Source organism: Kineosporia rhizophila, assembly GCF_021277265.1.
Lineage (GTDB): Bacteria > Actinomycetota > Actinomycetes > Actinomycetales > Kineosporiaceae > Kineosporia > Kineosporia rhizophila.
This window is the reverse complement of record NZ_JAJSOH010000034.1, coordinates 15,527-29,617: the sequence shown is the minus strand read 5'-3', so window position 1 is coordinate 29,617 and position 14,091 is coordinate 15,527. Positions and strand designations below refer to the sequence as shown.

Below are 14,091 nucleotides of genomic sequence, written 5' to 3'. Positions count from 1 at the left end.
CGCACCGGGCCGGACCAGGTCGAGATCTCCGTGGCCGACACGGACGGCGGCGCCGTTCTGCGGGCGGGGAAGCTGAAGGTCCGCCCCGTCGACGTCGCGGCGCTGACGGCCACACAACCGGCCGACGACTCGGCGGTGCTGCGGCCGCACTGGGTCGAGGTGAGCCGGCCGGTGAGCATCCCCCCGGTCACCTGGACCGTGACGGACGCCCTCACTCCGCAGACCCTCGGCGCGATCGCCCTCGTCGTCCCGGCCAGCCCGGCCGACGCTCCGGCCGAGCGCGTTCACGAGGTCACCGGGTGGCTGCTGGAGAACCTGCAGACCGCCCTGCGCTCGGGCCTGGACCGGCTCGCCGTGATCACCCGGGGAGCCGTCGCCACCAGCTCGCAGGAGCCCCCGCGCGACCTGGCCGCAGCCGCGGCCTGGGGCCTGGCCCGCTCGGCGCAGTCGGAGAACCCGGACCGGATCACCCTGATCGACCTCGAGGCCGGCACTCCGGTCACCGACCTGCTGGTGGCCGAGGCGGCAGCCGCCGGAGAGCCGCAGATCGCCTGGCGCGGTGGGCGGCTGCTGGCCCCGCGACTGGCCCGCAGCGGCGACGTCGGCCGGCTGATCCCGCCGGCCGGCCGGTTCTGGCACCTGGACACCACCCAGCCCGGCACCCTGGACGCACTCACCTTCACCACCCGGCCCGAACTGGCCGCCCCGCCCGCCCCCGGACAGGTGCGCATCAGCGTCCAGGCCGCCGGGCTGAACTTCCGCGACGTACTCAACGCCCTGGGCATGTACCCGGGCGAGGCCGGGCCGCTGGGCAGCGAGGCCGCCGGGATCGTCACCGCCGTCGGGGCCGGGGTCAGCGGGTTCCAGGTGGGCGACGAGGTGATGGGCATCGTCCCGGCCGCCTTCGGGCCCTTCGCCGACACCGACCACCGCTGGATCACCCGGATGCCCGAAGGCTGGTCGTTCACCGAGGCGGCCGGTGTCCCGATCGTCTACCTCACCGCCTACCACGCCCTGGTCGACCTGGCCGGGGTCCTGAGCGGCGAACGGCTGCTGGTGCACGCCGGCACCGGCGGGGTCGGGACCGCGGCGATCCAGCTGGCCCGGCACTTCGGCCTGGAGGTGTTCGCCACCGCCAGCACCGCCAAGCAGCAGACCCTGCGCGAGCTGGGCCTGGACGAGGCGCACATCGGCGACTCGCGCACCCTGGACTTCGAGGCCCGCTTCCTCACCGCCACCGCCGGTCAGGGCGTCGACGTGGTGCTCAACTCCCTGGCCGGTGACTTCGTCGACGCCTCGCTGCGGGTGCTGGCCGAGCGCGGCCGGTTCATCGAGATGGGCAAGACCGACATCCGCTCGCCCTACGACGTGCTGGGCGCCCACCCGGGCGTGGGCTACCAGGCGTTCGACCTGATCGACGCCGGCCCGGAGCGGATCAGCCAGATGCTGGGCGAACTCCTGGCCCTGTTCGAGGCCGGCCGGATCACCCCGGTCCCGGTCAGCGCGCACGACCTGCGCTCAGCCGGCGCGGTGTTCCGCTCGATGAGCCAGGCCCGGCACGTGGGCAAGCTCGTCTTCACCATCCCACCCGCCCTGGACGGGCAGGACCTGGCCGCCGGCACTGTGCTGATCACCGGGGGTACCGGGGGCCTGGGCGGCATCACCGCCCGGCATCTGGTCAGCGCCCACGCAGCCACTGACCTGCTGCTGGTCAGCCGGCGCGGAGCACAGGCCGAGGGGGCGGCCGAACTGGCCGCCGAACTACGGGCACTGGGCGCACGGGTGCGCATCGAGGCCGCAGACGTCTCCGACCGGGACGCGGCCGCCGCCCTGCTGGCCTCTGTGCCGGCCGAGCGTCCCCTGCGCGGGATCATCCACACCGCAGGGGTTCTCGACGACGGCCTGATCGAGAACCTGACCCCGCAGAAGCTCGACCGGGTCCTGGCGCCCAAGGTCGACGCCCTGCTGAACCTGCACGACCTGACCCGCGGGGCCGACCTGGCCTTCTTCGTCGTGTACTCCTCCCTGGCCGGGACCACCGGCAACCCCGGGCAGGGCAACTACGCCGCAGGCAACCTGTTCGCCGACACCCTGATGCAGTGGCGCCGCTCGCAGGGTCTGACCGGCACCTCCATGGCCTGGGGCGGCTGGACCAGCGAGGCCGGGTTGACCGCCACGCTCTCGCAGGCCGACCTGCAGCGGGTGACCGAGTCCGGCCTGCCGCCCCTGGGCGCCCGCCAGGGCATGGAACTGTTCGACCTGGCGCTGCGCTCGGGCCAGGCCACGCTCGGGCTCACCCGGATCGATCCGGCCGTGCTGCGCGCCGCCGACCTGCCGCCGATGATGCGGCCCCTGGTCCGCCTCGAGAGCGCCTCCCGCCCGATCGCCTCCGTGCAGAAGCGACCGGAAACGAACAGCTTTGCCGATAAGTGGGCGGCCGTCGCGGCCCCCGAACGCCCGGCCTTCCTGCACCACCTGCTGCGCGCCCACGCTGCGGCCGTGCTCGGGCACTCCTCACCAGAGCGCATCGACGTGCGCCAGGCCTTCCGCGAGCTGGGTTTCGACTCCCTGACCGCGGTCGAGCTGCGTAACCGCATCGCCGCCCTGACCGGGCTCCGGCTGCCGGCCACGCTGGTGTTCGACTACCCGGCCATCGACGTGCTCGCCGAACACCTCACCGGGCTGCTGGGCGGTGCCGGGACAAGTCCGGTCGTGCCCGTACCGGCGCCGGCCACCGAATCCGACGACGACCCGATCGTGATCGTCGGGATGGCCTGCCGTTTCCCCGGCGGCATCGACACCCCCGAAGGCCTGTGGCAGCTGCTGGCCGAGGGCCGCGATGCGGTCTCGCCGTTCCCCACCGACCGCGGCTGGGACCGGGAGCGTTTCACCTCGGTCGCCGATGAGGGCGGCTTCCTCGAGGACGTCGCCGGCTTCGACGCCGCCTTCTTCGGGATCTCCCCGCGCGAGGCGCTGGCGATGGACCCGCAGCAGCGTCTGCTGCTGGAGATGTCGTGGGAGGCGGCCGAGAACGCCGGGATCGACCCGGCCACGCTGGCCGGCACCGACACCGGCGTGTTCGTGGGCGCGTTCAACTCCGCCTACGGGGACGTGGCCGGGGCACTGGGCGACGAGGTCGTCGGGCACCTGATGACCGGGGCCTCGCAGAGCGTCGCCAGCGGCCGGGTCGCCTACGTGATGGGTCTGCAGGGCCCGGCGGTGACGGTGGACACCGCCTGTTCCTCCTCGCTGGTCGCCCTGCACCTGGCGGCCGCCGCGATCCGCCGGGGTGAGTGCTCGGCGGCGCTGGTCGGTGGGGTCACCGTGATGGCCACCCCGGGCACCTTCGCCGGGTTCACCGCCCAGGGCGGGATGGCCACCGACGGCCGCTGCAAGGCCTTCTCCGACTCCGCGGACGGGGCCGGCTGGGCCGAGGGCGGCGGCATGCTCGTCGTGCAGCGCCTTTCGCAGGCCCGCCGGGAGAACCGCCCGGTGCTGGCCGTGATCCGCTCCAGTGCGATGAACTCCGACGGCGCCTCGAACGGGCTGACCGCGCCGAACGGGCCCTCGCAGCAGCGGGTGATCCGCGCCGCCCTGGCCCAGGGCGTGCTCACCCCGGCCGACGTGGACGTGGTCGAGGCGCACGGCACCGGAACGGTTCTCGGTGACCCGATCGAGGCCCAGGCCGTTCTCGCGACCTACGGCCAGGACCGGACCGCCCCGCTGTACCTGGGCTCGCTGAAGTCCAACCTCGGGCACACCCAGGCCGCGGCCGGGGTGGCCGGAGTGATCAAGATGGTGCTGGCGATGCGCCACGGCCGGCTGCCCCGGACCCTGCACGTGGACCAGCCCTCCTCGAAGGTGGACTGGTCGGCCGGGTCGGTGCAGTTGCTGACCGAGGACCAGGCCTGGACCGAAGGCCCCCGCCGGGCGGGCATCTCCAGCTTCGGCTTCTCCGGCACGAACGCCCACCTGATCCTGGAGGCACCCGGAGCCGGCCCTGCGGTCTCCGCCCAGGAGCCCGCTCTCGCGGCGCCGGCCGTGTGGTCCCTCTCCGCCAAGTCCGATGCGGCATTGCGGGGCCAGGCGGCCCGGCTGCTCGAAATGATGGACGGGCGGACGCGCCTCGATCTGCGGGCGGTGGGTCATGCGCTGGTCACCTCGCGCACGAGGTTCGACCGGCGTGCCGTGGTCATCGGCGACGACGTGGGGGAGCTGGCCACCGGGCTCACCGCCCTGGCTTCTGGCGAACCGGCCGTGAACGTGGTGGTGGGTGCAGCGAAGTCCGCCGGCGAAGTGGTGTTCGTCTTCCCGGGCCAGGGTGGCCAGTGGGCCGGAATGGCGGTCGATCTACTCGCTGAGTCCACGGTCTTCGCCGAGCGGATGGAGGCGTGCCAGGAGGCGCTGGCGCCGTTCGTGGACTGGCGTCTGGCGGATGTTCTGGGGGATGAGCGCGCGCTGGAGCGGGTGGAGGTCGTTCAGCCCGCGTTGTGGGCGGTGATGGTTTCCCTGGCCGGGGTGTGGCGGTCACTGGGCGTCGAACCCTCCGCGGTGGTGGGGCATTCGCAGGGTGAGATCGCGGCGTTGTGTGTGGCGGGCGGTCTGAGCCTGGAGGACGGGGCTCGGGTGGTGGCCCTGCGCAGCCGGGCCATCGCTGAGGAGCTGGCCGGGCGCGGGGGCATGGCAGCGATAGCTGTCTCCGGGGAACAGGCTTCGGCCCTGATCGAGGGAACGGGCCTGTCCGTGGCCGCGGTCAACGGCCCGCAGGCCGTCGTGGTCTCCGGCGACGCCGTCGCGATCGAGGCCCTGGCCGCCCGGTGCGAGAGCGAGGGCGTGCGGGTGCGCGTCCTGCCGGTCGACTACGCCTCCCACTCGGAGCAGGTCGAGGCCATCCGCGAGCGACTGATGCGCGACCTTGCCGACATCGAACCGGAAACGTCCGCCACCGACGTCCATTCGTCGGTCACCGGTGACCTGATGGACACCGCAACCGCCGACGCCACCTACTGGGTGCGCAACCTGCGAGAGCCCGTCCGCTTCGCCGAGACCACCAGCAACCTGATCTCCGCCGGACGCCGGGTGTTCCTGGAGATCAGCCCGCACCCGGTGCTGACCCTCGCGGTCGAGGAGCAGCTGGAGAGCGCGGAGGTCGACGGTGCGGCCGTGGGGACACTGCGGCGCCAGCAGGGGGGAATCCGGCAGCTGGTCACGGCCATGGCCGGGCTGCACGCGGCCGGAGTGACGGTGAACTGGGAACCGGTGACGGGGGTTCCGGCCACCCGCACCGTCCTGCCCACCTACGCCTTCACCCGGCAGCGCTACTGGCCCGACGACCTGTCGCTGACGGCCGACGTGAGCGGCGCCGGACTCGACGAGGCCGGGCACCCGCTGCTCACCGCCATCACCACCATCTCGGCCAGCGGCGAGGTCCTGCTCACCGGACGCCTGTCCGTGCGGACCCAGCCGTGGCTGCGCGATCACCAGGTCCGAGGCCAGATCTACTTCCCCGCAGCAGGATTCACCGAGCTGGCGGTTCGGGCCGGAGACGCGGTGGGGTGCGCGAGCATCGCCGAACTGGTTCTGGCTGCCCCGCTGGTGCTCTCGCCGGATCAGGCACACCGCATCCAGGTGCTCCTGCGTGAGGACGGCCAGGCGTGGACGCTGAGCATCAGCTCCCGTCCCGACGGGACCACGATTTGGACCGAGCACGCCAGCGGACGCCTGGTGGTCCAGCCGATTCAGGCCCCCGACCAGGACACCCGGCCCCCGGCCGGGCTGGAGCCGTCGGACCCGGGCGAGATCTATCGCCCCGACGCCGATGTCCGCTACGGACCGGCCTTCCAGGGGCTGCAGAAGGTGTGGAAGCAGGGCGAGCAGGTCTGGGGTGAGGTGATGCTGCCGGACGGGCAACGCCCCGACGGGTACGGCATCCACCCGGTGCTGTTGGACGCCGTCCTGCAGACAGCGATGTTCCTGGACTGGGACGGTACGGGCCCGGCCCGTCTGCCGTTCCTGCTCGGGGAGGCCGGCCTGTTCGCCTCGGGGGCCGCTCGCGTGCGGGTGCTCACCACCCGGACCGCTCCGGACGAAGTGAGTGTCCTGGTCACCGACGAGGCCCAGAACGCGGTCCTGTCGATCGGGCGGCTCGCACTGAGGCCGCTGCCGGAAACGGCTGCGGCGACCGACGACCACGACCTTGCCGTCCTGGTGCCGCAGTGGGTCGAGGTGGCGACCCCGGCCGGATCGGCTCACGTCGCCGACCTGGCCTGGGTCCGGCCGGGAGATTCGCGGCCCGACGAGGGTTGCGCAGTCCTGGCCCTGGACGTGCCCCACTGTCCGGGTACGCCGGTGGTCGAGGCCACGCACGAGATCAGCGCCTGGGTGCTGGCGGAGCTGCAGACCTGGCTGGACCAGCCCGGCCCGCCGGATGCGCGCCTGGTCGTGGTCACCCGCGGCGCGGTCAGTGCCGTCCCGGACGAGCCGATCACCGATCTGCCGGCCGCTGCCGTGCACGGTCTGGTCGCCTCGGCCCAGTCGGAGAACCCTGGCCGGATCGTCCTTCTCGACCTGGACGCGGATGCCGAGCCCACCACCGACACGATCTCCGCTGCCCTGGTCACCGGTGAGCCGAGGCTGGCGGTGCGCGGGACGACCCTGCGCGCGCTGCGCCTGAACCAGCAGTCTCAGCAGGCTGGTTCGGTCCGGATCAAGGACACGGTGCTGGTCACCGGGGGCACCGGTGGTCTGGGCGCCGAGGTGGCCCGGCATCTGGCCCGCGAGCACGGCGTGCGCGACCTGCTCCTGATCAGCCGGCAGGGCCCGGCCGCCCCGGGCAGCGCCGGACTGGTGCACGACCTGGCCGGGCTCGGCGCCCGGGCCGAGGTCGTGGTGTGCGACGTCACCGACCGGGCGGCCCTGGCCGCCCTGATCGATGCCCACCGGATCGGTGGGGTGGTGCACACTGCCGGCGTCCTGGACGACGGTGTGATCGGCTCCCTGGACGCCGGCCGGCTCGATCGTGTGCTCGCGCCCAAGGCCGACGCCGCCTGGCACCTGCACGAGCTCACCCAGGGTCTGGATCTGAGTCTGTTCGTGCTGTTCTCGTCGCTGGCCGGTCTGCTGGGCAATGCGGGGCAGGGCAACTATGCCGCCGCCAACGTCTTCGCCGACGCCCTGGCGCAGCACCGCCGTGACCGCGGACTGCCGGGAGTCTCGCTGGCGTGGGGGGCCTGGCAGTCCACCACCGGCCTGACGGGTCAGCTCTCGGCGGCCGGCCGCCGCCGGATCGCCAGCACCGGCCTGCCGGCCCTGAGTACCCGCCAGGGGCTGCGCCTTTTCGACCAGGCGGTGGCCGGGGATCAGCCGGTGGTGGGCCTGACCCGGCTGGACGCGGGCGCCCTGCAGGCCCAGGAGAACGTTCCCGTGCCGTTACGAGACCTGGTCCCGGCCGTGGTGCGGCGCCCCGCCGTGGGCGCCGGGGGCGAGGGTTTCCCCGGACGCTGGGCAGCCCTGGCCGAAGCCGAACGCGGCCGTTTCCTGAACGATCTGGTGCGTCGCCAGGTCGCCGCCGCCCTGGGACATGCAGACCCCGGCCTGGTCGCGATCGACCAGTCGTTCCGGGACCTGGGTCTGGACTCCCTCACCGCGGTGGACCTGCGCAACCGCCTCACCGCGGCCACCGGTCTGCGGCTGCCCGCCACGCTCGTGTTCGACCACCCGACCGTCATCGAGGTCAGCCGGCACCTGGCCGGGCTGCTCGGCGCCCCACAGACGCCGTCACAGTCGCAGTCGCCGTCGCAGCTGCCGGCCCAGTCGGCTCCCGCCGCCGACGACCCGATCGTGATCGTGGGCATGGCCTGCCGCCTGCCCGGCGGTGTCCGGAACCCCGACGATCTGTGGACGCTGGTGTCGTCGGGAACCGATGCGGTGCAGCCGTTCCCGGCTGACCGCGGCTGGGACCTGGCCGAGCTGCGCGAGGGTGCCTCGGCCACCACCTCGGGGGGGTTCCTGGACGGGGTGGGCGACTTCGACGCCGACTTCTTCGGGATCTCCCCGCGTGAGGCCCTGGCCTCGGACCCGCAGCAGCGGCTGCTGCTGGAGACCTCCTGGGAGGCGCTGGAGAACGCCGGCATCGACCCCAGCACCCTGCACGGCAGCCCGGTCGGGGTGTTCGTCGGCGCCATGCCCTCCGGCTACCACGACCTGGCCCTGGCCTCCGACCCGGCGCTGGGCGACCACATGGCCACCGGAGGCTCGCTCGGTGTCGTCTCCGGCCGGATCGCCTACGTCCTGGGTGTGCAGGGTCCGGCTGTCACGGTGGACACCGCCTGCTCCTCGTCACTGGTGGCCCTGCACTGGGCCGCGGCCGCGCTGCGCACCGGCGAGTGCACCACCGCCCTGGTCGGCGGGGTGTCGGTGCTGCCCTCGGCCGACAACTTCATCGGTTTCTCCCGTCACGGCGGCCTGGCCGCCGACGGGCGCTGCAAGGCCTTCGCCGAGGCTGCGGACGGCACCGGCTGGTCCGAGGGCGTCGGGGTACTGGCCGTACAGCGGCTCTCCGAGGCCCGCCGCCAGGGCCGCCGCGTGCTGGCCGTGGTCCGGGGCAGCGCGGTCAACTCCGACGGCGCCTCGAACGGGCTGACCGCCCCCAACGGTCCCTCCCAACAGCGAGTCATCCGGAACGCGCTGGCCGCGGCCGGGCTCAGCCCGGCCGACGTCGACGCGGTCGAGGGCCACGGCACCGCCACCGTCCTGGGTGACCCGATCGAGGCTCAGGCCATCATCGCCACCTACGGCCAGGACCGGCCCGCCGAGCGCCCGCTGCGGCTGGGCTCGCTGAAGTCCAACATCGGTCACACCCAGGCCGCGGCCGGGGTCGCCGGGGTGATCAAGACGGTGATGGCGCTGCGCCACGGCGTCCTTCCCCAGACCCTGCACGTCGACCGGCCCAGCACCCGCATCGACTGGGAAGCCGGCCACGTCCAGCTACTCACCGAAGCGGTGGACTGGCCCGAGACCGGGCGCCCGCGCCGCGCCGGGGTCTCCGCGTTCGGGGTGTCCGGCACCAACGCCCACGTCATCCTCGAAGCCCCCGCCGACGAAGCGGCCCCCGAGCCCGAACGGCCGGAGCAGGTCCTGAGCCCTCCGGCCACGCCGTGGGTGCTGTCGGGCAAGACCGAGGCGGCGCTGCGGGCCCAGGCCACGCGGATGCTGACCTGGACCCAGGAGAACCCGGACGCCGACCCGGACGCCGTCGCCCGCACCCTGGTCACCGAGCGGGCCACCTTCGCCCACCGCGCCGTCCTGGCCGGCAACGGCCTCGACGGCCTGCGGGACGGCCTGGCGGCCCTGGCCGACGAGCGCCCCTCCGCCCAGGTGCGCTCCGGCCGGGCCCTGAGCTCCGAGGTGGTCTTCGTGTTCCCCGGCCAGGGCGGCCACTGGGCCGGCATGGCACTCGACCTGATCGACTCCAGCCCGGTCTTCGCTGAGGCGATCGGCGAATGCGCCGCCGCCCTGGCACCTCACGTCGGCTGGAAGCTCACCGACGTACTGGGCGACGAGAAGGCCCTGGAACGCGCGGACGTGGTCCAGCCCGCCCACTGGGCCGTCTCGGTCGCCCTGGCCCGGCTGTGGCAGGCCTGCGGGATCGTGCCGTCGGCCGTGGTCGGGCACTCGCAGGGCGAGATCGCGGCAGCCCACGTGGCCGGCGCGCTCACCCTGGCCGAGGCCGCCCGGCTCACGGCCACCCGCTCGGCGGTGATCGCGGCCGGCCTCAGCGCAAGCGGGGCGATGCTGTCCCTGCCGCTGTCGGCCCCGGAAGCGGAGGAACTGCTGCGCCCCTGGGCGGGCCGGCTGTGGATTGCCGCGTACAACGGCCCGCAGTCGGTGGCGGTCTCCGGGGAACCGCAGGCCGTTCAGGAGTTGCTGACGCACTGCGAAGGCCACGACATCCGGGCCCGGCGCGTGCCCATCGGCTACGCCTCCCACACCCCGCTGGTGGAGCCGGTGGCCGAGGAGCTGCTCGCGGCCCTGGGAACGGTGACGACCCAGGCCTCAAGCGTGCCGCTGTACTCCACCGTCAGCGGCCGGTTGCTGGACACCAGCAGCCTGGACGCCGGGTACTGGCTGGACAACCTGCGCAGCCCGGTCCGCCTCCAGGACGCGGTGCAGGAACTGCTCTCCGACGGTGCGCGGATCTTCCTGGAGGTCGGCCCGCACCCGGTGCTGACCGCGGCCATCGGTGACACCGCAGCCGCCTCGGGCATCGAGGTCGCAGCGCTGGGCACCCTGCGCCGGGGCGAGGGGGGAGCCGCGCGGATGCTCTCCGCGCTCAGCGAGGCCCACGTCCACGGAGCCACCGTGAACTGGCCCCTGGTGCTCCCGAAGGCTTCGGTCGCTGCACAGAGGTCGTTGCCCACCTACGCCTTCCAGCACCAGCGGTTCTGGCCGGTGGCTGCGGGCACGAGCGCGGACGTCGGCGGAGCCGGCCTGGTCTCACCCGGGCACCCGCTGCTGGGGGCGGTCGTGGACCTGCCGGAGGGCGACGGCTGCCTGCTCACCGGTCGGGTCGCGGTGCACACCCACCCGTGGCTGGCTGACCACCGGGTACGCGGTGCGATCGTCTTCCCGGCCGCCGGTTTCGTCGAGCTCGCGGTCCAGGCCGCCGACCAGGCCGGGTTCGACCGGATCGCCGAACTGCTGTTCGAGGCCCCCTTGGTGATCCCGGAGGCCGGCGGCTGCCGGATCCAGGTCCGGGTCAGCGGTGAGGAACTCACCGTGCACGCCCGTACCGGCCCGGACGGTGAATGGGTCCGGCACGTCAGCGGAAGCCTGGCCCACTCCGAGGGCTCCGATCTCGATGACATGGCCAGGGCGACTCTCGCGCCGACCGGAGCCCGGCCGCTCGAGGTCGGTGCTCTCTACGCCCCGGACGCCGAAGTGCTGTACGGGCCGGCCTTCCAGGGCGTGGAACAGATCTGGGTGCACCAGGAACAGGTGTACGGCGACGTCGCCCTGCCGCCCGGGCAGAACACGGCCGGGTTCGGCATCCACCCGGCCCTGCTCGATGCCGTCCTGCAGACGACGTTGTTCACGGACCCGAACCGGGCTGCGGGAGCGCAGCTTCCGTTCACCATCGAGGACATCCGGCTGCACGCCTCCGGGGCCACCCGGCTCCGGGTGCGGGCCGAGCGCCTCGGCGAGGACGCCAGCACGCTGAGCGTGACCGATCCGGCCGGTGAGCCGGTGCTGAGCATCGGCTCGCTGCGGGTGCGGCCGCTGCCCGACGGCGCCCTCACCGCGCCGGCCGTCGCCGACGAGACCGTGGTGCTGGTGCCGCGCTGGAACCCCGTCGCGGACGGCCCGGTGCACACCGCGGTCTCCGACGTCGTGGCCGGTCTCGGCGAGGCACCGGGGCAGATCCGGGTGCTGGTGGCCGAAAGCGACCGCGCAGCCGACCCGATCGCTGAGGCGCAGACCCTCGGCGCCCGGGTCCTGTCCGACCTGCAGACCTGGCTGGGCGACAGCCGGTACGAGCGCACCCAGCTGGTGGTTCTCACCCGCGGCGCGGTCTCCACCGGCCCCCACGAGCCGGTCGGCGACCTGCCGGCGGCCGGGGTGCGGGGTCTGGTCCGGGCCGCCCAGTCGGAGAACCCGGGCCGGATCGTCCTGCTCGATCTGGACCTCGAACTGAACCCCGATCTGGATCCCGAGCTGGACCCCGAGCTGGACCCCGAGCTGGACGAGGTGCTCATCGCCCGGGCGATCGACACCGGCGAGATCGAGCTGGCGGTGCGGGGCGGCGCGTTCCTGGCGCCCTCCCTCCTGCCCGCTGCACAGGCCGGGGCGCTGATCCCGCCGGCTGGGGCCTGGCGTCTGGACACCGTCCAGCGCGGCACCCTCGACGGCCTCGCCCTGGTGCCCGACCCCGAGTCCGGCCGCGCACTGGAGGCCGGTGAGGTACGGATCCGTATTCATGCCGCGGGACTGAACTTCCGCGACGTCCTCAATGCACTGGGGATGTACCCCGGTGATCCCGGCCCGCTCGGGGGCGAGGCCGCCGGTGAGGTCATCGAAACAGCCGCTGACGTGACCGGTCTGGCGATCGGGGACCGGGTCACCGGCATGATGGGCGGCGCCTTCGGCCCGCTTGCGGTCGCCGACGCCCGGCACGTCACCCGCTACCCGGACGAGTGGAGTCACGCCCAGGCCGCGGCCATGCCGACGGTGTTCCTGACCGCCCACTACGGTCTGAGCGACCTGGCTGGACTGCGGCGCGGCGAGAGCGTCCTGATCCACGCCGGGACCGGCGGTGTGGGCATGGCCGCGATCCAGCTGGCCCAGCACCTGGGCGCCGAGGTGTTCGCCACCGCCAGCGAGAGCAAGTGGGACGTGCTGCGCTCGCTGGGCCTGGACGAGGACCACATCGCCTCCTCCCGTTCGCTGGACTTCGAGCTGAAGTTCGGCGTCGTCACCGCAGGGCGGGGGGTGGACGTCGTCCTGAACTCGCTGTCCGGTGAGTACGTGGACGCCTCGCTGCGGCTGCTGGCCGAGGGCGGGCGGTTCGTGGAGATGGGCAAGACCGACATCCGCACGGCAGAACAGGTTCCCGGCGTCCGGTACCAGGCGTTCGACATGATGGACGCCGGACCCGACCGGGTGCAGGGCATGCTGGGCGAACTGCTGTCGCTCTTCCGGGCCGGCGCGCTGCGGCCCCTGCCGGTCACCCGGACCGACGTGCGCGAGGCCCCGCAGGTCTTCCGGGCGATGAGCCAGGCCCGGCACACCGGCAAGAACGTCCTGACCATCCCGCAGGCACCGGCCCACGGAACGGTCGTGATCACCGGCGGTACCGGCGGGCTCGGGGCCGTCCTGGCCCGGCACCTGGTCACCCGGCACGGGGTCCGTGACCTGCTGCTGCTCAGCCGCAGCGGCGACCAGGCGGCATCCGCCGGCCGGCTGCGCCAGGACCTTAACGCCCTGGGCGCCCGCGTGGACATGCAGGCCTGCGACGTCGCCGACCGCTCGGCCCTGGAGAAGGCCCTGGCCGCGGCCACCACCCCGATCACCGGGATCATCCACACCGCAGCGGTTCTCGACGACGGGGTGATCACCTCGCTGGACGCCGGCCGGCTGGAGACGGTGTTCGCGCCCAAGGCCGCGGCCACCTGGCACCTGCACGAACTGACCCGCGACCTGGACCTGTCCTGGTTCGTGGTGTTCTCCTCGATGGCCGGCCTGACCGGCAACCCGGGCCAGGGCAGCTACGCCGCCGCGAACGTGTTCGCCGACGCCGTGGTCCAGCACCGCCGCGACCTCGGCCTGCCCGCGGTCTCGATGGCCTGGGGGGCCTGGACCGCCCGGACCGGTCTGACCGCAACGCTGTCCGAGGTGGACCAGGCCCGCATCGCGGGCAGCGGGATGCTGCCGCTGTCCCTCGAGCAGGGCCTTGGCCTGTTCGACCGGGCCGTGCTGTCCGGCCCTGCCGTGCTGGGCCTGATGCGCCCGGCCGCACCCGCCCGGGCAGTGGCCGCGCTCCGTCGTACGGCCGGAACCGATGCCTCGGCAGAAGGCTTCGCCCAGCGCTGGGCAGCCGTCCCGGCGGCCGAACGACCGGAGTACCTCACCACCCTGGTCCGCTCGCACGCGGCCGCCGTGCTGGGGCATCCGGGCCCGGACGACATCGATCCCGAACGTTCCTTCCGGGATGCAGGATTCGACTCCCTCACCGCGGTCGAGCTGCGTAACCGGCTCACCGCGCAGACCGGGCAGACACTGCCGGCCACCGTCGTCTTCGACTACCCGTCGGCGCAGGCCCTGGCCGGGCACCTGATCGGGCTGATCGCGGCCGAGGAACCCTCGCCCGCCGAGCCGGTGCTGCGGGCGCTGAGCAGCCTGCGGGGCGGGCTCGGCGCGGCGATCACCGACCCGGGCGATCGGGCCGAGATCGCCCGGCGGCTCAACGAGTTGCTGGCCCTGGTCTCCGGACCCCAGGGACCCCAGGAGCAGACCGGGAACGACGAGGCCGCCGACGACCTCGACTCCGCCTCCGACGACGAACTGTTCGCCCTGGTCGACAAGGGCTTCGAGTGA

1 protein-coding gene (running past one end of the window) is annotated in these 14,091 nt (G+C 73.5%); it reads left to right on the top strand.

Features of this window, described 5'->3' with window-relative positions:
- Positions 1-14,091, top strand: partial view of a type I polyketide synthase gene (locus tag LWF15_RS31190; RefSeq protein ID WP_232814569.1) — the 3' portion only. Its footprint begins 13,674 nt before the window's first position; the window shows 14,091 of its 27,765 coding nt (coding positions 13,675-27,765); its start codon lies beyond the left edge, outside the window; it ends in the stop codon at positions 14,089-14,091.